Source organism: Mycobacterium sp. NPDC050853 (genome assembly GCF_040653875.1).
GTDB lineage: Bacteria > Actinomycetota > Actinomycetes > Mycobacteriales > Mycobacteriaceae > Mycobacterium.
This window is the reverse complement of the sequence record NZ_JBFAGW010000005.1, coordinates 237,432-257,423: the sequence shown is the minus strand read 5'-3', so window position 1 is coordinate 257,423 and position 19,992 is coordinate 237,432. Positions and strand designations below refer to the sequence as shown.

At 63.0% G+C, this 19,992-nt stretch carries 19 protein-coding genes; 1 reads left to right on the top strand and 18 read right to left on the bottom strand.

The window, feature by feature from the left end; translation table 11 throughout:
* Positions 1 to 44: 44 nt before the first annotated feature.
* A complete protein-coding gene (locus AB0H22_RS18170) occupies positions 45 to 722 on the top strand; it encodes a nuclear transport factor 2 family protein (RefSeq protein ID WP_358147859.1) in 678 nt (225 codons plus the stop codon).
* A 1-nt stretch (position 723) separates the two neighbouring features.
* Here the strand turns inward: AB0H22_RS18170 and AB0H22_RS18165 are convergent, their stop codons facing one another.
* The 18 genes from AB0H22_RS18165 to hisG all read right to left on the bottom strand — a co-directional run bounded on the left by AB0H22_RS18165 (position 724) and on the right by hisG (position 19,992).
* Positions 724 to 1,401, bottom strand: coding sequence for an ABC transporter permease (locus AB0H22_RS18165; RefSeq protein WP_358147984.1), 678 nt, complete (start codon positions 1,399 to 1,401; stop codon positions 724 to 726).
* A 236-nt stretch (positions 1,402 to 1,637) separates the two neighbouring features.
* Positions 1,638 to 2,891, bottom strand: coding sequence for a fatty acid desaturase (locus tag AB0H22_RS18160; RefSeq protein ID WP_180751344.1), 1,254 nt, complete (start codon positions 2,889 to 2,891; stop codon positions 1,638 to 1,640).
* A gap of 174 nt (positions 2,892 to 3,065) precedes the next feature.
* Positions 3,066 to 4,670, bottom strand: a complete 1,605-nt coding sequence (gene nuoN, locus AB0H22_RS18155; RefSeq protein ID WP_358147857.1) for an NADH-quinone oxidoreductase subunit NuoN — start codon at positions 4,668 to 4,670, stop codon at positions 3,066 to 3,068.
* The gene (locus AB0H22_RS18150) at positions 4,667 to 6,262 is read right to left on the bottom strand and encodes an NADH-quinone oxidoreductase subunit M (RefSeq protein WP_358147855.1); all 1,596 of its coding nucleotides are present in this window, start codon (positions 6,260 to 6,262) and stop codon (positions 4,667 to 4,669) included. Before AB0H22_RS18150 ends, nuoN begins: the two co-directional genes overlap by 4 nt.
* Entirely contained in the window at positions 6,259 to 8,124 is a 1,866-nt protein-coding gene (nuoL, locus tag AB0H22_RS18145) for an NADH-quinone oxidoreductase subunit L (RefSeq protein WP_358147852.1), read from the bottom strand. The genes AB0H22_RS18150 and nuoL overlap by 4 nt, the downstream gene beginning before the upstream one ends.
* A 13-nt stretch (positions 8,125 to 8,137) precedes the next feature.
* Positions 8,138 to 8,437 (bottom strand): NADH-quinone oxidoreductase subunit NuoK, encoded by a 300-nt coding sequence (nuoK, locus tag AB0H22_RS18140; RefSeq protein WP_043077524.1) that lies wholly within the window; start codon positions 8,435 to 8,437, stop codon positions 8,138 to 8,140.
* Positions 8,434 to 9,162, bottom strand: coding sequence for an NADH-quinone oxidoreductase subunit J (locus tag AB0H22_RS18135; RefSeq protein WP_358147982.1), 729 nt, complete (start codon positions 9,160 to 9,162; stop codon positions 8,434 to 8,436). Before AB0H22_RS18135 ends, nuoK begins: the two co-directional genes overlap by 4 nt.
* A 14-nt stretch (positions 9,163 to 9,176) precedes the next feature.
* Positions 9,177 to 9,713 (bottom strand): NADH-quinone oxidoreductase subunit NuoI, encoded by a 537-nt coding sequence (nuoI, locus tag AB0H22_RS18130; protein WP_180751348.1) that lies wholly within the window; start codon positions 9,711 to 9,713, stop codon positions 9,177 to 9,179.
* Positions 9,706 to 10,983, bottom strand: coding sequence for an NADH-quinone oxidoreductase subunit NuoH (gene nuoH, locus AB0H22_RS18125; RefSeq protein WP_358147849.1), 1,278 nt, complete (start codon positions 10,981 to 10,983; stop codon positions 9,706 to 9,708). The genes nuoI and nuoH overlap by 8 nt, the downstream gene beginning before the upstream one ends.
* Positions 10,980 to 13,397: an NADH-quinone oxidoreductase subunit G gene (locus AB0H22_RS18120; RefSeq protein ID WP_358147847.1), complete on the bottom strand. Its 2,418-nt coding sequence runs from the start codon at positions 13,395 to 13,397 to the stop codon at positions 10,980 to 10,982. The genes nuoH and AB0H22_RS18120 overlap by 4 nt, the downstream gene beginning before the upstream one ends.
* The gene (gene nuoF / locus AB0H22_RS18115; protein WP_180751351.1) at positions 13,394 to 14,698 is read right to left on the bottom strand and encodes an NADH-quinone oxidoreductase subunit NuoF; all 1,305 of its coding nucleotides are present in this window, start codon (positions 14,696 to 14,698) and stop codon (positions 13,394 to 13,396) included. Before nuoF ends, AB0H22_RS18120 begins: the two co-directional genes overlap by 4 nt.
* Entirely contained in the window at positions 14,695 to 15,414 is a 720-nt protein-coding gene (gene nuoE / locus AB0H22_RS18110; RefSeq protein WP_358147844.1) for an NADH-quinone oxidoreductase subunit NuoE, read from the bottom strand. The genes nuoF and nuoE overlap by 4 nt, the downstream gene beginning before the upstream one ends.
* Positions 15,411 to 16,709 (bottom strand): NADH dehydrogenase (quinone) subunit D, encoded by a 1,299-nt coding sequence (gene nuoD, locus AB0H22_RS18105; protein WP_255486021.1) that lies wholly within the window; start codon positions 16,707 to 16,709, stop codon positions 15,411 to 15,413. Before nuoD ends, nuoE begins: the two co-directional genes overlap by 4 nt.
* Positions 16,709 to 17,395: an NADH-quinone oxidoreductase subunit C gene (locus tag AB0H22_RS18100; protein ID WP_358147841.1), complete on the bottom strand. Its 687-nt coding sequence runs from the start codon at positions 17,393 to 17,395 to the stop codon at positions 16,709 to 16,711. The genes nuoD and AB0H22_RS18100 overlap by 1 nt, the downstream gene beginning before the upstream one ends.
* Positions 17,392 to 17,946: an NADH-quinone oxidoreductase subunit B gene (locus AB0H22_RS18095; RefSeq protein WP_180751354.1), complete on the bottom strand. Its 555-nt coding sequence runs from the start codon at positions 17,944 to 17,946 to the stop codon at positions 17,392 to 17,394. Before AB0H22_RS18095 ends, AB0H22_RS18100 begins: the two co-directional genes overlap by 4 nt.
* 70 nt (positions 17,947 to 18,016) lie before the next feature.
* Positions 18,017 to 18,403: an NADH-quinone oxidoreductase subunit A gene (locus AB0H22_RS18090; RefSeq protein ID WP_180751355.1), complete on the bottom strand. Its 387-nt coding sequence runs from the start codon at positions 18,401 to 18,403 to the stop codon at positions 18,017 to 18,019.
* Positions 18,404 to 18,609: 206 nt separating this feature from the next.
* Positions 18,610 to 19,005, bottom strand: a complete 396-nt coding sequence (locus AB0H22_RS18085) for a response regulator transcription factor (RefSeq protein ID WP_180751356.1) — start codon at positions 19,003 to 19,005, stop codon at positions 18,610 to 18,612.
* Between the two features lie 117 nt (positions 19,006 to 19,122).
* Complete coding sequence (gene hisG, locus AB0H22_RS18080; protein ID WP_180751357.1) at positions 19,123 to 19,992, bottom strand: ATP phosphoribosyltransferase; 870 nt, start codon at positions 19,990 to 19,992, stop codon at positions 19,123 to 19,125.

Sequence of the window (19,992 nt, the reverse complement as noted above, 5' to 3'; positions counted from 1 at the left end):
ACAAGCCCAGCACCACCACATGTACCCACGACGAAAGGAATGCAGTGAACAGGCTAGAAAAGTTGGGTCCGTCCCCCGAACACGCTAAGTACCAAGGGCTCATGCCGGAGTTCTGGAAGAAGGTGCAACAGCAAGAGACAAACGATATCGAGCGCGGGCTTCCTGCCCAGGGCCGAACCGAATTCGCCGCCACCTGGTTCGAGGCTTGGGCCGAGCAGGACATCAAGAAGATCGACTATTGCATCGCCGAGGACTGCAGCTATATCGACAGCACCACGTTCCAGGAGAACAGGCTCGGGCGTCAGTTCACGATCGACAACTGCCAAGCCGCCTTCGATGTCTTCCCCGACTTCGCGTTCTACCCTCAGGACGGAACCAACCGCTCACTGCCGTACTGGGATTACTTCGACGGCGAGTGGCGGGTGACCATTCCCTGGCGAGGTATCGGCCGGATGATCGGCGAGACCGTCGAGCCCAACACCGGAGCCAAGCTGAAGGGAACCGGGCGCTGCCTGAACTTCATTGGCATTGACCGCTATACGTTGACCGAGGATTTCAAGATCACGCACATCGACACCGACTGGGACATGCTCTACGGTGTCGCACAATTGGGTGGATTCGCATCCCTGATGCGGAACCGCAGTCTGCAGAAATTCGGACTACGCGCCGCCGGTCTGGTCGTGCCTGCGTTTCGCCTGGTAACCGCACTGACCACAAGGTGATCTAGGCGGACCGACCGATTTCGCCGATCGCACTGCCCACCGCGGCCGGTCGATCGGCCGCGGAAATACCCTTGTAGCAAGCGATTAGCCCCCCGATCAGCCCAAGGACTGCCGCTTCAACGACCAGCACGATGATATTGGAGGGGCTCATCAACCGCGTCACGTTGCCGACGAATTGACTGAATGGGTTGTGCGGGGCGAACACCGAGAAAAAGAAGACACCCGTTACCCCGGCCGCTACGAATGCCAACGGCACTGCCGCAACCGCAGTAGCGAGAACCCGTGGCACAACGAACCTGTGCGTGATATCCATGCCCCTGAACCGCATTGCGTCGATTTCTCTTCGTATTCGGGCTGAATCCCCCTCGGCGCACACCACCGTTGCGCCCGTGGCTGCTGCCACCAAGACCGTGTGCGTCGGGAATCCCGCCGGGCCGAACACGAGGGCCTCGAGGATGAAGACCAGCAGGATTGCCAGTGGTATCGCCACCATGCACATGGGCAGGAGTGCTGCTCTGGCTATCGACAGCGCCTGCCGGAAGAACTCGCGTACGGCAGGCGGACGGCGCAACATCGCCACGAACGTATCCAGCGTCATAGCCAGGAAGCCGCCAAGAGTGCGAGCGGGCTTTTCTGTAAACGTCGAGACCGGGCCGTCAGTTCGGTCCTTTTCGGTCACTACAGGCGCGTCTAAGTACGTGGTCACACATTCTTAGATACCTGGTTCCGTCCATCCCCGGAGCAATATCGGCGAGATCTTCCGAGGCCAAAAGGTTTAGCAGGGGGCGAAGATTGTGGCCCAGTAACCGCTCTGTCCGCGGTCGAGGATTTGCGCCCCACCCTCACGACTGACTGTGACCTCGCCTAGGTCGATATCGCCGAATGCGCTGAGGCGCACCTGGGCTACTACGGAAACTAGGCGGCGACCTTGTTGCGGCGCCGTTCCCTCACCATGGCGATCGCAGTCTTGAGTCCACGCCGTGGAACCGAATGCGGCTCGACCACGGGAGCTTCCAGCGGCTTCTCCAGCACCGAGAACATCCGCTCGCTGCGGGTTTCCGGTGCGTTATCCGCGGTGGCATGCAGGAACCGATCCGGCAGAGACAGTTTCGCGATGGTGCGCCAGGTCTTGGCATATTGGAACAGCATCGACCCGGTGGTGTACGGCAGGTCGTAACGGTCGCAGATATCGCGCACCCGTATCGAGATCTCGTGCAGCCGATTACTCGGCAGATCCGGGTAGATGTGGTGTTCGATTTGATGGCACAGGTTGCCGCTCATCAGCCGCATCGTGGGCCCGGCATTGAAGTTCGCACTGCCCAGCAGCTGGCGCAGATACCACTCGCCCCGCGTCTCGTCTTCCATGTCCGTCACCGTGAACTTCTCGGCGCCGTCCGGGAAATGCCCGCAGAAAATGACGGCGTTTGACCAGAAGTTGCGGATCAGGTTGGCCGTTGCATTGGCGGTCAGCGTAGACCGGTAGCTCGCCCCCGGCGAGAGTGCGGTGATCGCGGGGAACGCCGCATAGTCCTTCAACACCTGCGAGCCCGCCGAGGTGACAAGCTCACGCACCCGCAACTTGGTGGCAGCCCTGGTCTCTTTGTCGTAGATCTTCCGGAACTCCAGGTGCTGCAGTGCGATCCCCCACTCGAAGCCCGCCGCGAGAATGAAATTCAGCGGCATGTTCAACAGGTTGCGCACCTTCCACGGCTCGTCGCGCGTGACCCGCAGAATTCCGTAGCCAACGTCGTCGTCCATGTCCAGGATGTTGGTGTACTTGTGGTGCTCGACGTTATGCGTGAACCGCCAGTGCTTGGAGGCACCAGCCATATCCCACTCCCACGTCGAGGAGTGAATTTCGGGATCGTTCATCCAGTCCCACTGGCCGTGCATGACGTTATGACCGATTTCCATGTTCTCGATGATCTTGGCGACGGCAAGAGTCAAGGTGCCGGCCCACCACGCGGAGCGTTTCTTACTTGCCGCCAACACCAGGCGACCGGTCAGCTCCAGCGCTCGTTGTGCACCGATCGTGCGACGGATATACCGGGCGTCGCGAGTACCACGCGACGTCTCTATCTCACGCCGGAGCCCATCGAGCTCAGCGGCCAGGTTCTCGACGTCCTCGCTGGTGAGATGCGCGAATGCCGAGATGTCCGTGATCGCCATTGGTCTCCTTCCACGCCTACGGTACTGCCACCCTACGGTACCGTAGGTTACTCGCTGGTAAATGGACACGCCACAGGCGGTGTACAGCAGAAACTATCGGCACGCCGACACACCGCGTTCTGCGTGGGCAGACGCCTTGTCGGCGCAGAACGGGCGGTCAAGGGGTAATGCGACTCACTTTACGAAGCCTGCGAGATTCCCGACGAGGTCGAGCAGCGGCTGGGGCACCACGCCGAGCAGCACCGTCACCACCGCGCTGACCCCGATCGATATCGCCACCGCCGGACCGGGGACCCGAAGCACCCCGGAGTCCTCCGCCGGGTCGGCGAAGAACATCAGCACGATGACGCGCACGTAGAAGTACGCCGCGATGGCGCTGCACACCACACCCACCACCACCAGGGGAACAGCACCACCGGATGCGGCGGCCTCGAACACCGCGAACTTGCTCACAAATCCACTCGTCAACGGGATACCCGCGAATGCCAGCAGGAACAGCGCGAAGACGATGCCGAGCAGCGGCGCCCGGCGCCCGATCCCGGCCCACCGACTCAGATCGGTGACCTCTTCATCCTCGTCCAGCCCGTCTTCTTCATTCCCGGAACGCACCAACCCGGCGACTGCGAACGCACCGACGGTGCTGAAACCGTATGCGGTCAAATAAAACAGCGTCGACGAAACGCCACGCTCATTGGCGGCAGCGACACCGGTCAAGAGAAATCCCGTGTGCGCCACCGCCGAATAGGCCAGCATGCGCTTGACATCGGTCTGTGTCACCGCACCGATCGATCCGATCAGCATGGTGGCGATCGCCACCGCCCACAGCACCGGCCGCCAGTCGGCGGTGATCCCCGGCAGCGCGACGTAGAGAACCCGCAGCAGCGCGCCGAAGGCTGCGATCTTCGTGGTGGCCGCCATGAACGCCGTGACCGGGGTCGGTGCCCCTTGATACACATCGGGAACCCAGAAGTGAAAGGGCACCGCCCCTACCTTGAACAGCAGACCCACGGACAGCATCGCAACGCCCAGCAACAGGAAGGACCGCTCCCCCGCATCGGCGTTGACGGCCCGCGCGACGGCGTCGAGTTCGACGGTTCCGGCATACCCGTACACGAACGCCGAACCGAACAGGAAAAACGCGGAAGAGAAGGCGCCGAGCAGGAAGTACTTGAGCGCCGACTCCTGTGACAGCAGGCGCCGACGCCTCGCCAGCGCGCACATCACGTACAGCGGAAGCGAAAACACCTCCAACGCAACGAACATCGTCAGCAGGTCGTTACATGCAGGGAACAGCATCATGCCCGCGATGGCGAACAACGTCAGCGGGAAGATCTCCGTTTGCGTGATACCGGTCCGATTCAGGATGCGTTCCGGCTCACCGCCGGGAACGGTGGATGCCTGCGCGGCGAAGGCATCGAGCCCGTGACCGGCGCTGGCACCGATCGCACTAGGAACGACCGCGGTAGCCCTGCGCTGCGCCATGACCGCCAGTGCCAGCGCCGACGCCACCAGGATGAGCCCCTGCAGATACAGCGTGGGTCCGTCTACCGCCACGGCACCGTTCATCACGACCTGGCGTGAACCACCCAGCGCCACAACGGCGGTAAAGGCACCGAGGATTCCTCCTATGGCCAGTATCAGTTGAGTAGTGAGCCGGTACCGCCGTGGAACGAATGCCTCCACGAGCACCGACACCACCGCCACCGCGAACATGATTAGCATCGGAGACAGCGCGCCATAGGCGATCGACGGGGCGGGCAGGATCCCGATATCGGTCATTGTCGCTCACCTTCGCCGTGCCGGAGTGCGATATCCGCGACGGCAGGTGGCGGATCCTTCTCGTTGACGGTGCGTAACGTCTGCTCGACAGCGGGATTCACCATGTCCAACAGTGGCTTGGGGTAGATCCCCAGCACCAGAAGCAGTGCGACCAACGGCGCCACCACGGCGAGCTCACGGCGCTTGAGATCACCGATGCTCTCGTTACCAGGGGCCAGCGGCCCGGTCATCATCCGCTGGTACATCCACAAGACGTAGACGGCCGCCAATACCAAGGCTATGACGGCGCACGCCGCAGCCACCGGATACCGCGTGAATGTTCCCACCAGCACCAGGAATTCGCTGATGAACGGCGCCAACCCCGGTAGCGAGAGGGTGGCTAGACCGGCCACCAAGAAGGATCCGGCAAGCACCGGCGCCACCTTCTGTACCCCGCCGTATGCCGCGATGAGACGAGTCCCCTTGCGGGACACTAAGAAACCTGCCACCAACATCAGGGCGGCAGTGGAGATGCCATGATTGACCATGTACAGCGTCGCTCCCGATTGACCCTGGCTCGTCATCGCGAATATGCCCAGGATGATGAACCCGAAGTGTGATATCGAGGTGTAGGCGATCAGACGCATCACATCGGTCTGACCGATCGCCAAGATGGCCCCATAGACAATGCCGATAACCGCCAGCGTGATGATCACCGGCGTGAAATACCTACTGGCGTCAGGGAACAGCTGGATGCAGTACCGCAGCATCGCGAAAGTACCCACCTTGTCGACGATCGCCATCATGAGGACCGCGCTAGCGGGAGTGGCGTGCACTGCGGCATCGGGCAGCCAGGTGTGGAACGGCCAGAGCGGGGCCTTCACCGCGAACGCGAACATGAATCCCAAGAACAGTGCCTTGGCGACACCCGGATCGATCCCCAGTGCTCCGGTGGCAACCATCTCGGTGAGATCCCGAAGATCGAAGGTGCCGGTCTGCCCGCGTGCCGTGACCACGTACAAGCCGATGACCGCCGCCAGCATGATCAGACCGCCGAACAGGTTGTACATCAAGAACTTCACCGCCGCACGGGACCGCTGCTTGACGTCGGAGTGCGCACTCCCGAACCCTCCGATGAGGAAATACATCGGGATGAGCATGGCCTCGAAGAATATATAGAACAGCAGTACGTCCAGCGCGGAGAAGGACAACAGCACCATGGCTTCCACGATCAGGATCAGCGCGACATAGCGTTGCGCCACCGGCCGATTGGTATATCCGGGCGCCTCGGCTCCGTCGTTCCATCCGGCCAGCAGCAGAACGGGAAGAAGCCCCGCCGTCAGCAGTACCAATGCGAGCCCGATTCCGTCGAGGCCCACCACGTATTTCATCCCGAATGCCGGTATCCAGGAATGTGATTCGACAAACTGGTATTGAGGTCCTCCGGGATCGAACGCGATGGCCAGCCCAATCGCGAGGATAAGAACCAGCAGCGAAGCGCCCAGCGCCACATACTTGGCCAATGCCCGCTGCTGGGTCGGCATCACCAGCACGGCAGCGGCGCCCGCCAAGGGAATGAGCCATAGCGCTGTCACGGTACCCACGGCACTCACCACCTCACTGCCATCAACAGCGCAACCACCAGAGCCGCGCCGGCACACATGGATAACGCATACGAGCGGACGTGGCCGGTCTGCATACGTCGTACCCAGCCGGAAACGGCGCCCAGTGTCGCGGCGACGCCGTTCACCAGGCCGTCGACGCCCCTGTCGTCGGCAAGCACCAGAGCGCGGGTAAGCCGCTGTCCGGGACGCATGAACACCGCCTCATTGACGGCATCGCCATAAAGGTCCCGACGCGCAGCGACAGTGAGCGCCGAACCTTGGGGTGCGGTTTCCGGAACCGTGCGGCGGTACATGCGGTAGGCCACGGCCACACCGCAGAGCACCACGGTGACGGTCGCCGCGCTGATCACCCACGCCGGGACCGGCAGCTCGCCGTGGTGCGCACCGACCACGGGCTCCAGCCAATTCTGCAGGGCTCCACCGAAGCTCAGCAGGAACCCCGCCCCCACCGACCCAACCGCGAGCACCATCATCGGCCAGGTCATCACCGACGGTGACTCGTGTGGATGCGCGTGTTCGCGCCAGCGCCGCTCGCCGAAGAACGTCAGGAGCATGACCCGAGTCATGTAAAACGCGGTGATCCCCGCGCCCAGCAGTGCCGCCGAGCCCAGCAGGAATCCCCCGACACCACCGTGCCCGAAGGCGACCTCGATGATCTTGTCCTTCGAATAGAACCCCGCGAACGGTGGAACGCCAATGATGGCAAGGTAGCCGAGCCCGAAGGTGACGAAGGTAATGGGCATGACGATGCGCAGCCCGCCGTAGCGACGCATATCGGTCTCTTCGTTCATACCGTGCATGACCGAACCAGCGCCGAGGAACAGTCCGGCCTTGAAGAACCCGTGCGTAAGCAGATGCATGACCGCCACCGCATACCCGGCGGGTCCAAGCCCGGCAGCCAGCACCATGTAGCCGATCTGCGACATCGTGCTCGCGGCAAGGGCTTTCTTGATGTCGTCCTTGGCGCAGCCGATGATCGCACCGAAGAGTAAGGTGACGGCGCCGACGATGACCACCGCCAGCTGTGCGTACGGAGCGTGTTCGAAGATCGGTCCGGACCGGGTGATGAGGTAGACCCCCGCGGTGACCATGGTGGCGGCGTGGATGAGCGCCGACACCGGGGTAGGGCCTTCCATGGCGTCCCCTAGCCAGGACTGCAGCGGCACCTGGGCCGACTTTCCGCAGGCCGCCAGCAGCAGAGCCAATCCGATTGCGGTGTTTCGGTTCTCACCGGCCGCGCCCGCGGATCCGAGCACCTGAGCGAAGCCGACCGAGCCGAAGGTCGCGAACATCAGCATCATGGCCAGGGCCAGCCCCATGTCACCGACCCTGTTGACGATGAAGGCCTTCTTGGCCGCGGCAGCCGCCGACGGCTTCTGATACCAGAATCCGATCAGCAGATACGACGCCAGACCGACACCCTCCCAACCCACGTACAGCCCTAGGAAGTTGTCGGCGAGCACCAACAGCAGCATGGCGGCCAAGAACAGGTTCAGGTAGCCGAAAAACCTTCGCCTGTCGGGATCGTGCTCCATATAGCCGATCGAATAGATATGGATCAGCGAACCCACCCCGGTGATCAGCAGCGCGAAGCACACAGATAGCTGATCCAGCGCCAGCCCGAAATCGACGTGCAGCGTACCGACCGGAACCCAGGTGAAGAGGTTCTCGTGCACTGCGCGCCCAGATCCCGCCCGGCCGAGCATGCCGACAAACGAGGCGACGGCAACGAAAAAGGACGCAAGCGCCGTCGCGCAGCCCAGCAGATGCCCCCAGGCGTCCCCCCGGCGGCCGACGAGCAGGAGTACGGCCGCGCCCGCCAGGGGCAGCGCCGGCATGAGCCATGTCACGGAAACTCCCCTCCTAGAACTTCAACAGGTCGGCGTCGTCGACCGAAGCCGACCTACGGGTGCGGAAGATGGTCATGATGATCCCCAGCCCCACAACCACTTCCGTGGCCGCGACCACCATGGTGAAGAATGCGATGACTTGGCCGTCCAGGTTTCCGTGCATGCGGGCGAAGGTGACGAATGCCAGGTTGGCCGCATTGAGCATGAGTTCGACACTCATGAAGACCACGATCGCGTTACGGCGCAACATCACGCCGGCGGCACCGATTGTGAAGATGAGTGCGGCGAGATAGAGGTAGTTGTCGGGGTTCACCGCGCCTCCATATCCCGCGGTGTGAGCACGCCACTGACCGACAACTCTGAGAATGATCCGTCGGGAAGCAGAGCGGGGACATCGACCGCGTTATGCCGCGCGTACACGCCAGGATTCGGTAACGGTGTGGCCCGCTCACCCTGCTGGAAACGTCGAATGACCATCTCGCGCTGGCCGCCGGTCTGCCCCAACTTCTCCCGATGCGCCAAGACCATCGCCCCAATCGTCGCGGTGATCAGGAGCGCGCCGGTGAGTTCGAATGCCCACAGGTAATCGATGAAGATGCGCTCGGCCAGGCCCTCCACGTTTCCGCGACTGTTGGCTTGCTCGAGCCCGACGAACGCTGTGGTGGATGCGCTTCCGATGCCCGCGATCGCAAGTATCCCGAATCCCAGTCCAGCCATGATGGCACCCACCCGCTGCCCCGGCAGGGTCTCCACCAGAGAGTCCGAGGAATCCACGCCGACGAACATGAGCACGAACAGAAACAACATCATGACCGCGCCGGTGTACACCACCACCTGGGCCACGCCGAGAAACAGGGCCCCTTGAGCCACGAAGAACACCGCAAGGATGACCATCGTCATGGCCAGGAAGATCGCTGAATACACCGCCTTGGGCGCGGCGATCACACCGAGTGCGCCGAGCACGGCGATGGTGCCAAGCACCCAGAACGTCCACCCCTCCCAGGTCGGCGTGCGGGACAGCCCCTCGACCGCAAGCACTGTCAGCTGCGCGCTCACCTGGTGTCCCCATCGGTCTTCGGCAGGTTGCCCAGGTAATAGTCGGTGTCGGTGGTGCCCGGGTACATCGCGTGCGGCGGCGGTGTCATCCCCTGCTGCAGGGGCGCCAGCAGTTTGTCCTTGCCGTAGATGAGATCGGCGCGGTTGTCGTCGGCCATCTCGTAGTCGTTGGTCATCGTGAGCGCACGGGTTGGGCACGCTTCGATGCACAGGCCGCAACCGATGCACCGCAGATAGTTGATCTGGTACACCCGGCCGTAGCGCTCGCCGGGTGAGAAGCGTTCCTCCTCGGAATTGTCCTCGCCCTCAACGAATATCGCGTCGGCGGGGCACGCCCAGGCACACAGCTCGCAACCGATGCACTTCTCCAGCCCATCGGAGTACCGGTTGAGTTGGTGTCGACCGTGGTAGCGGGGGGCGGTCGGCTCTTTCTTCTCCGGGTATTGCTCGGTGAGCCGCTTCTTGAACATCGACGAGAAGGTCACCCAGAACCCCGCGAGGCCGTCGACCGAATGTCGCAGCAGATCAGGCATGTGCGTCCTCCTTGGCGTCCTTAGCGGTGTTTTCAGTGGTATCCAAGCTCTGCTGCCCGGGCAGCGGCGGCACCGGGAATCCGCCTGCCATGGGGTCGAATCTTTTCGACAACACGGGTTTTGGCGGTTCGGTGCGTCGGGAAAACACCCCTATCAACGCGATGCTGCCAACCGAGACGACGATCCCGGTGATCCCGAGGATGATCGACGGATTTCCGTATCCGTAGAGCGCCAGCGCCTGCACCACACCGACGATGACGATCCATATCAGCGCCACCGGGATCAGGACCTCCCAGCCCAACCGCATGAACTGGTCGTAGCGCAGCCGTGGCAACGTGGCGCGCAGCCACATGAACAGGAACATGAAGCCCCAGACCTTGGCCACGAACCACAGCGCGGGCCACCAGGCGGTGTTCGCCCCGTCGATCAGGCTCAGCGGCCAGGGTGCGTGCCAGCCGCCGAGGAACATGGTGGCCGCCAGCCCGGAAACCGTTGCCATGTTGATGTATTCGGCGAGCATGAACATGGCGAAGCGCAGCGAGGAATACTCGGTGTGGAAGCCGCCGACCAGCTCACCCTCGGCCTCAGGTAGGTCGAACGGCGCCCTGTTGGTCTCACCCACCATCGCGGTGACGTACACCAGGAAAGAAGGCAGCAGCAGGAAGACGTACCAACGTCCCGCTTGTGCCGCGACGATTCCCGACGTCGACATGGTCCCCGCCAAGAGGAACACCGCCGCGAATGTGAGGCCCATCGCGATCTCGTAGGAGATCACCTGCGCGGAGGATCTCAATCCACCCAGCAGCGGGTAGGTGGAGCCTGATGCCCAACCTCCCAGCACAATCCCGTAGACGCCTATGGAGGTGACCGCCAACACGAACAGAATTGCCACGGGCAGGTCGGTGAGCTGCAGGGGCGTGCGGTGTCCGAAGACCGATACGACCGGCCCGAAGGGGATCACCGCGTACGCGACGATCGCCGGAACCACCGAGATGATCGGCGCGAGAAGATAAATCGGCTTGTCGACCCCGGCCGGGGTAAGACCCTCCTTGAGAGCAAGTTTCACGCCGTCCGCCAGGCTCTGCAACAGCCCGAACGGACCCACCCGGTTGGGGCCGATGCGGCGCTGCATCCAGGCCAGTACCTTGCGCTCGACGAGGATGGCAACAAGCACAGTGAGAAGCAGGAATGCGAACACCGCAACGCATTTCACGAACACCAGCCACAACGGATCGATCCCGAACTGCGATAGGTCCGTTTTGCCCGTCACGGTGCCACCTCGATTCGCACCACATGCCCGAGCACAGGACCCAGCTGCTGATGCACCTCCGAACCCGCCGAACGCATGGGCACCCACACCACTCTGTCGGGCATTTCCGTTATTCGTAACGGCAGGGTGATAGAGCCCCGGGTCGGCTCCGATGTGCTGCCCACGGTCACCGAATCGCCATCGACGGCCCCGATTTCGTTGGCGGTCGTCTCCGACAGCCGCACCTCGGCAGGATGTGCGGTACCGGCGAGATACTGCTCACCGTCCTGCAACCGACCGGAATCCAGCAGCTGCCGCCAAGACGCCAGCACCGCCTCCCCTGCCTCGGCCCGCGGTCTGCCGGTCGCATGCACCGCACCCGCCGTCTGATGCGCTTCGCCCAAGTGGCTCATCAGTGTCTCCCGGGCCCCCTCCCACGGACCGATGTCGGCGAGCTCGGCGAGCGCGTCATCTCCACGCGCCAGGCCTATCGGGCGATCCATCCGCTGGGCTAGCGCGGCCAGCACCCTCAGATCATCCAACGTGTCGCTGGCGTCCAGCGCGGTCTCGAAGGACCTCAGCCTGCCCTCCCAGTTCACGAAACTGCCGGCTTTCTCCGCCACCGCCGCGACCGGAAGCACCACATCGGCAAGCTCGGTCACGGCGCCGTGCCGCATCTCGAGACTCACCACAAAGGCCGCCTTGAGCGCAGCCGTGGCCGCAAGCGGATCCGGAAGGTCGGCAAGCTCGACGCCGCCAACCACGAATGCGCAAAGACGGCTTCCAGGACTGAGCATGCCTGCGGTGTCCAGCCCCGGCATATCGGGCAACGCGATGACATTCCAGTGTTCGGCGATATTTCGCCGCGCCGCACTATCGGATACCGGGTGCCCGCCCGGCAGCAGCCGCGGTAGCGCTCCGGTTTCCAGCGCTCCGCGCTCCCCGGCCCTCCGTGGGACCCATACCAGCGTCGCACCTGTCTTCTCGACCAGCTGAGCCGCCGCCGACAAGCCCCCCGGTACCGACGCCAGTCGTTCCCCTACCATGATCACAGCCCCGGGTTGACCCAACAGATCCGAATCAGCCAGGCCCGCCAGGGTTTCCGGCTCACCGCCGGGGACGGTGGCGATCACATCCGCCGAGAGTTTGATGGAGCCGCGGCTGGCGAACGGTGCGATGGTAAGCACTTTCAGTCCTCGTTTACGCACCCCCTTACGCAGCCGTAGGAAGACGATGGGAGATTCTTCCTCTGGTTCGAATCCCGCCAACAGCACCACCGGCGCACACTCCAACGCCGCGTACGTCTGCCTCATACCGCGTCCGGCGACCGCGGAACCGAGGAACGCCGCCTCCTCGACACTGTGCGCGCGGGCCCGGAAGTCTATGTTGTTGGTGCCCAACACCGTCCGGGCGAACTTGACGTAGGCGTAGGAATCCTCGACGGTGATCCGACCACCGGTGAGTACTCCCGAATTGGCCCCGGCATCCGCCAAACCCTTTGCGGCGGCTTCCAATGCCTGCGGCCACGACACCGCCACCAGATTCCCGAACTCGTCGCGGATCATCGGGCTGGTGACGCGGTCCCCCGCCGTGGCGTAGGTAAACGCCCAACGTCCCTTATCGCAGTTCCACTCCTCGTTGACCTCGGGATCGTCACCGGCCAGGCGCCGCAGAACCTTTCCACGCCGATGGTCGGTGCGCTGCGCGCACCCGCTGGCGCAGTGCTCGCACACACTGGGGGTAGACACCAGATCAAATGGGCGCGCGCGGAATCGGTATGCGGCTCCGGTGAGAGCACCTACCGGACAGATCTGCACCGTGTTGCCGGAAAAGTAGGACTCGAAGGGCTCGTCATCCGCGATTCCCACCTGTTGTAGCGCACCGCGTTCCAGCAGCTCGATGAACGGGTCACCGGCCACCTGCTGCGAGAACCGGGTGCAGCGGGCGCACAGCACACAGCGTTCCCTGTCGAGCAGTACCTCGGTGGACAGCGGAATCGGCTTAGGGAAAGTGCGTTTGGCCTCGGTGAAACGGCTCTCGGTGCGGCCGGTTGACATGGCTTGGTTCTGCAACGGACATTCTCCGCCCTTGTCGCAGACGGGACAGTCGAGCGGATGATTGATCAGCAGCAGTTCCATCACACCGCTCTGCGCCTTCTGTGCCGACTCGGAGGTGACCTGGGTATGGATCACCATCTGATCGGTGACGGTGGTGGTACACGCAGCCAGCGGCTTACGCTGGCCCTCCACCTCGACCAGGCACTGGCGACATGCGCCCACCGGCTCGAGCAATGGGTGATCGCAGAACCTGGGAATCTGCACGCCGATGAGCTCGGCGGCGCGAATCACCAACGTGCCCTTGGGCACCGAGATGCTGGTTCCGTCGATATCGACGGTGATCATATCGGTGGTGACGGCCGGTTCTATTACGGTCACTGTTCTGCCTCCCCGAAGACGGTGCAAGCGGCCGGATCAAAGGGGCACCCGTTCTCCAGGTGCGCCTCATATTCGCCGCGAAAATACTTGAGAGAGGACATGATCGGGCTCGCGGCGCCGTCGCCGAGAGCGCAGAAGGACTTACCCAACACGATGTCCGAGATATCGAGCAGTTTGTCCAGGTCTTCGGGGATGCCCTCGCCTGACTCGAGCCGCTCCAGGATGCGCACCAACCAATAGGTGCCCTCACGACACGGTGTGCACTTGCCACAGGACTCGTGTGCGTAGAACTCGGTCCAGCGCAGTACCGCACGCACCACGCATGTGGTGTCATCGAATATCTGTAATGCCTTGGTGCCCAGCATCGATCCGGCGGCACTCACCCCCTCGTAGTCGAGCGGGACATCCAGATGCTCGGCGGTGAACAACGGAGTCGACGAACCTCCGGGAGTCCAGAACTTGAGCCCATGCCCGTCCCGCACTCCCCCGGCCAACTCCAGGAGCTGGCGCAGCGTCACCCCCAACGGAGCCTCGTACTGACCGGGAGTGCGCACATGCCCGGACAACGAGTACAGCGTGAATCCCGGCGACTTCTCCGATCCCATCGTCCGGAACCATTCGACCCCGCGCCGCAAGATGACCGGGACACTGGCGATGGACTCGACATTGTTGACGACGGTCGGGCTGGCGTACAGACCGGCGACGGCCGGGAACGGGGGACGCAGCCGAGGCTGTCCGCGTCGTCCCTCAAGTGAGTCCAACAGTGCGGTCTCTTCACCGCAGATATAGGCGCCGGCACCCGCGTGCACCACGAGTTCCAGATCGAAGCCGCTGTCAAGAATGTTGCGGCCGAGGTATCCGGCCTCGTACGCCTGCGCCACCGCGGTCTGCAACCGCCTGATCACCGAGATGACCTCGCCACGAACGTAGATGAAGGCGTGTGCGGCACGGATCGCGTAGGCGGCGATGACGATTCCCTCGATCAGGGTGTGCGGTGTCGCCAGCATCAGCGGAATGTCTTTGCAGGTACCGGGTTCAGACTCGTCGGCGTTCACCACCAGGTAGTGCGGCTTGCCATCCCCTTGCGGGATGAAGGACCACTTGGTGCCCGTCGGGAATCCGGCGCCACCACGTCCGCGTAGGCCCGCATCCTTGACCAGGGCAATGACCGCATCCGGTGCCATCCCCAATGCGGTTCGCAGACCCTGATATCCGTCATGGCGTACGTATCCGTCGAGCGTCCACGAGTCGGCCTCGTCCCAGTGCTCGGATAGGACCGGGGCAAGGATCGAAGAACTCACCGCACCTCCTCCCGCACGTCCTTGGCCAGTCGGAGTCCGGCCAGCGTCGGTCCACCCGCCTGCGCTGCAGCCACCGCGTCGGGCCGCTCATCGGCGAACCCGGCCAGAATCCGGCCCGTCTCCTTGAAGGTGCACGGCGGCGCGCCTCTGCGGGGCTCGGGGATACGGCCGCCCCGTAGGCCTTCCACGAGATCGGCTGCCCCATCCGGGGTTTGGTTATCGAAGAACTCCCAGTTGACCATCAAGACTGGGGCGTAGTCGCAGGCGGCATTACACTCGACGTGTTCGAGCGTGACCTTGCCGTCCTCGGTGGTGCCGCCGGGCTGCACGCCGAGCTCATCGACCAACCGGGCCAAGATCACGTCGCCACCCAGCACCGCGCACAGCGTGTTGGTGCACACCCCGACGAGGTAATCACCGGTCGGTTCGCGCCGGTACATCGAGTAGAAGCTCGCCACCGCAGTCACCTCTGCGAATGTCAAACCCACTTGCCCGGCGCAGAATTCGATACCCGCCTTGGTCACGTAGCCGTCCTCGGACTGCGTGAGATGCAGCAGCGGGAGTAATGCCGATCTGCGGCTCGGATACCGATCCAGGATCTCCTTGGCGTCGATGGCAAGCCGCGAAACCACCTCCGGCGGATAGCTCTTACGCCCCGCAAATCTTCCCCCGTCCTCGGGTGGACGGCTGCCAAGCTCGAGAAAGACGTCGCTCACCGGTCCACCCCACCCATCACCGGATCGATGCTCGCCACCGCGGCGATCAGATCCGCCACCATCCCGCCCTCGCACATCGCCGAGACGGACTGCAGATTCGTAAATGAAGGATCGCGGAAATGCACACGGTAGGGCCGGGTTCCACCGTCACTGACCATGTGCACACCGAGCTCGCCACGCGGCGATTCGACGGCGATGTACACCTGCCCCGCAGGCACCCGGATCCCCTCCGTCACCAGTTTGAAGTGGTGGATCAACCCCTCCATCGAGGTGCCCATGATCTTGGCGATGTGCTTGGGTGAGTTGCCCAACCCATCCGGGCCCGAGGAGAGGTCGGCGGGCCAGGCAATCTTCTTGTCGTCCACCACTACCGGTCCGGGCCGCAACCGATCCAAGCACTGCTGCGCGATCTTGATGGACTCGTGCATCTCCTTGACCCGAATCAGATAGCGGCCGTACGAGTCGCAGTCCTCGTGGGTCACGACATCGAAGTCGTACGACTCGTACCCGCAATACGGTTGTGCGCGCCGTAGGTCGTGCGCCAGCCCGGTTGCGCGCAGCACCGGGCCGGTGATACCCAGTGCCATGCACCCCGTGAGATCCAGATAGCCGACGCCCTGGGTGCGCGCCTTCCAGATGTAGTTCTCGTTCAACAGATTTTCCATGTCGCGCAACCTGACGGGCAGGATCTTGAGCAGATCCCGTATCTCCTGTTCCGCACCGTCGGGCAGATCCTGCGCGAGGCCACCGGGCCTGACATAGGCGTGGTTCATGCGCAGACCGGTGATCGCTTCGAAGACCTTCAGGATCATTTCGCGTTCGCGGAAACCAAGGAACATCGCAGTCATCGCGCCGAGCTCCATGCCACCGGTGGCAAGCGCGACCAGATGCGAGGAGATGCGGTTGAGTTCCATCAGCATCACCCGAATCACGTTGGCACGCTCGGGGATTTCTTCGGTGATGTCGAGCAGCTTCTCGACTCCCAGGCAGTAGGCGGTCTCGTTGAAGAATGGTGACAGGTAGTCCATCCGAGTCACGAAGGTGACGCCCTGGGTCCAGTTTCGATACTCCAGATTCTTTTCGATACCGGTGTGCAGGTAGCCGATTCCGCAGCGTACGTCGGTGACCGTCTCCCCCTCGATCTCCAGGATCAGACGCAGCACACCGTGTGTCGACGGATGCTGAGGACCCATGTTGACGACGATCCGCTCGTCAGTGGCTTGGGCTGCGGCGGTGACGATCTCGTCCCAGTCCTGCCCACCGGCCATGAGATGGATCTCGGGCTGTGCTGTCATTAGTTGTAGGACCTCCGCTGATCGGGTGGAGCGATGGTCGCACCGTGGTACTCGACCGGAACGCCACCGAGCGGATAGTCCTTGCGCTGTGGATGCCCCTCCCAGTCATCGGGCATCGCTATCCGCGTCAGCGACGGGTGATCGTCGAAGACGATGCCAAAGAAGTCGTAGGTCTCCCGCTCGTGCCAGTCCGTCGTCGGGTACACGGCATTCAGCGAAGGAATATGCGGATCATCATCCGGCACAGCCACTTCAAGCATTATCCGGCGGTTCCAGGTAATCGACATGAGCGGGTAGACGGCGTGCAGTTCACGCACGGTGTCATCGGGATAATGCACACCACTGACACCGAGGCTGAGTTCGAAACGCAGCTGCGGGTCGTCGCGCAGTGACTGCGCGACCTGCACCAGGTGTTCGGCGCGCACATGGATCGTGAGCTGATCACGGAAGACGACCACACCTTCTACGGCGTCTTCGAAGGTGACGTGCTCCTGCGCCGCGAGAACAGATTCGAGCCGGTCGACAACCTCGTCGAAGTACCCGCCGTATGGCCGGTTCGAGCTCACCGGCAAGGAGATTGGCTGAACCAGCCCGCCATATCCCGAGGTGTCGCCGCTACCGCTGACCCCGAAAAGGCCGTGCCGAACCCCGATGACCTCCCCTGGGTTCTGCTCGTTACCCGTCACCGCAGCAGACCCTTCATCTCGATGGTCGGTGTAGCGGCGAGTGCTGCCGCTTCGGTCTCGCGGATGACTTCCTCACGGTGGACCCCAAGCGGCATCTGGCCGATCTTCTCGTGCAGCTTCAAGATCGCGTGCAGCAGCATCTCCGGGCGGGGCGGGCAGCCAGGAAGATAGATATCCACGGGGACAACATGATCGACACCCTGCACGATGGCGTAGTTGTTGAACATGCCACCCGAGGACGCACAGACCCCCATGGCGAGCACCCACTTCGGTTCGGCCATCTGGTCATAGATCTGCCGTAGCACCGGCGCCATCTTCTGACTGACCCGGCCCGCCACGATCATGAGGTCGGCCTGCCGCGGTGTCGCCGAGAACCGCTCCATGCCGAAGCGGGCAATATCGAATCGCGGGCCCGCCGTCGACATCATCTCGATGGCACAGCAGGCCAGTCCAAAGGTGGCAGGCCACAACGAACCTTTTCGCACATACCCAGCCAGTGTCTCGACAGTGCTCAGCAGAAATCCGCTAGGCAGTTTTTCCTCAAGACCCATGGTTCTCCCAACAGGTGTGCTTATTCGTGATGTTGCAAGGACTTCCAGCTGTTCCGGCAATCGAGCGGAGCTAATCCCAGCTCAGGCCACCGCGCCTCCATTCATACGCGTATGCCACCGACACGTTGACGATGAACAGGGCCATTGCGAGCAGTCCGAACACTCCGAGGGCCTCGAAATGAACGGCCCACGGATACAAGAAGACGATCTCGATATCGAAGATGATGAACAACATCGCGGTGAGGTAGTACTTCACGGGCACCCGGTGTCCGCCCACGGCGGCACCGTGATGATCACGGCCCATCGAATGCTGGGTGGGCTCGATACCGCACTCGTACGCCTCGAGCTTGGCGCGGTTGTAGCGGCGCGGACCCACGAATGACGAAATCCCAATGGAGAAAACGGCAAAGGCCATCGCAATGGCGCCGAGTACCAGAATCGGTACATACGCATCCATGGCAGACCAGCCTCCCGAATAGATCCATCGGGTCCCTGTGCTGGATCGGCAACATTGCCGTGTCATTCCGTGTGTGGTCGAGGGCTGCCGACCAGTACAGATGTGACCTAACAAACACACTATCGGTTGGCGCGTGATCCGTGCCACCGTTTGACAGTGTTTTGCGTAATTAAGTATCGGTGCCGGCGGGCCTTGGACGAATGAAGTCAGCAGTGCGTGGCGGCCGTCGAACCGAGCAGCTCGATTACCGTCGCGGTCAACCGCATCGGGTCGATAGGCCTCGGTACAACAGCCTCGGCACGTGACCAGTTCGCCAGCCAGCGGTCCTCTGGACGCCCCGTCAGCACAATGATCGGCGGCGGCGCATCGACCTCGTCCTTGACCTGCTTGGCCACGCCCATCCCGCCGAACGGCGTCGCTTCACCGTCGAGGATCGCGAGGTCGATACCGCCCGCGGCGAGGCGTTCGATGACCATGGGCCCGGTGGCCACCTCGACAAACTCCAGCGGCGGCAGTGCGGAATCCGGTCGTGTGCCAATTCCTTCAATTACCTTGCGCCGGACCGTGATGTCATCGCTATAGACGAGGACGTGCAGCGCCATACGGCCATGCTAGGCCGTTCCCCCGGCGAGCAGACGCAAAGTGCACAGAAATGTCGAGATACATGCGCACTAAGCTGGGGGCACCTCCCGTTTGCGGGGGACTGTTCGCAGGATGGGTTAGGCCCGGAAGAACCTGACTTCGGAGGCCAGGATGGCCTTCGCGCCGATCGCGGCCAGCGCATCCATGGTGGTGTTGACACCCTTGCGCGGGGCCAGGGCACGCACCGCCACCCACTTCTCATCGGCCAGCGGGGCCAGCGTCGGAGATTCCAGGCCGGGCGTCACCTTGAGTGCCTCGTCCAGAACCGCACGCGGGCAGTCATAGTCGAGCATCAAATACAGCTGGCCGAACACCACACCCTGGATACGCGCCGTCAGCTGTGCGCGAGCCGTTTCCGTTGCCGGGTCGGCGTTCTCCCGCTCGATCAGCACGGCCTCCGAATCGCACAGCGACTCACCGAAGGCCACCAGTCCGTGCTGGCGCAGGGTGCGGCCGGTGCCGACGATATCGGCGATCACATCGGCCACGCCAAGCTGAATGGATATCTCGACAGCACCGTCCAGCCGAATGACATCGGCCTCGATTCCCTTGGTGTCCAGATCCTTTCGGACCAAGTTGGGGTAGGCAGTGGCGATTCGCTTCCCCGCGATGTCGTAAATCGTCCAGTCTCGCCCGGCGGGCGCGGCGTAGCGGAACGTCGATCCACCGAATCCCAGAGCGAGTCGTTCGGCCACCGGTGCATCGGAGTCCATCATCAGGTCGCGGCCGGTGATACCAAGATCCAGCTCGCCCGAACCGACATAGATCGCGATGTCCTTGGGCCTCAAGAAGAAGAACTCGACATCGTTCCCGGGGTCGAGCACAGTCAGGTCCTTCGCGTCCCCACGCCGCCGGTATCCGGCCTCGGACAGAATCTCGGATGCAGCCTCGCTGAGCGCCCCCTTGTTGGGGACCGCGACGCGCAGCGCTCCATTTGAACTCGTCAT

Bases quoted from the DNA above. Each gene is read 5' to 3' on its own strand.
- AB0H22_RS18160 (WP_180751344.1), bottom strand. From the start codon at position 2,891: ATGGCGATCACGGACATCTCGGCATTCGCGCATCTCACCAGCGAGGAC.
- nuoN (WP_358147857.1), bottom strand. From the start codon at position 4,670: ATGACCGATATCGGGATCCTGCCCGCCCCGTCGATCGCCTATGGCGCG.
- nuoI (WP_180751348.1), bottom strand. From the start codon at position 9,713: ATGCCTGATCTGCTGCGACATTCGGTCGACGGCCTCGCGGGGTTCTGG.
- nuoD (WP_255486021.1), bottom strand. From the start codon at position 16,709: ATGACAGCACAGCCCGAGATCCATCTCATGGCCGGTGGGCAGGACTGG.
- AB0H22_RS18095 (WP_180751354.1), bottom strand. From the start codon at position 17,946: ATGGGTCTTGAGGAAAAACTGCCTAGCGGATTTCTGCTGAGCACTGTC.
- AB0H22_RS18090 (WP_180751355.1), bottom strand. From the start codon at position 18,403: ATGGATGCGTATGTACCGATTCTGGTACTCGGCGCCATTGCGATGGCC.
- AB0H22_RS18085 (WP_180751356.1), bottom strand. From the start codon at position 19,005: ATGGCGCTGCACGTCCTCGTCTATAGCGATGACATCACGGTCCGGCGC.
- hisG (WP_180751357.1), bottom strand. From the start codon at position 19,992: ATGACGAGTTCAAATGGAGCGCTGCGCGTCGCGGTCCCCAACAAGGGG.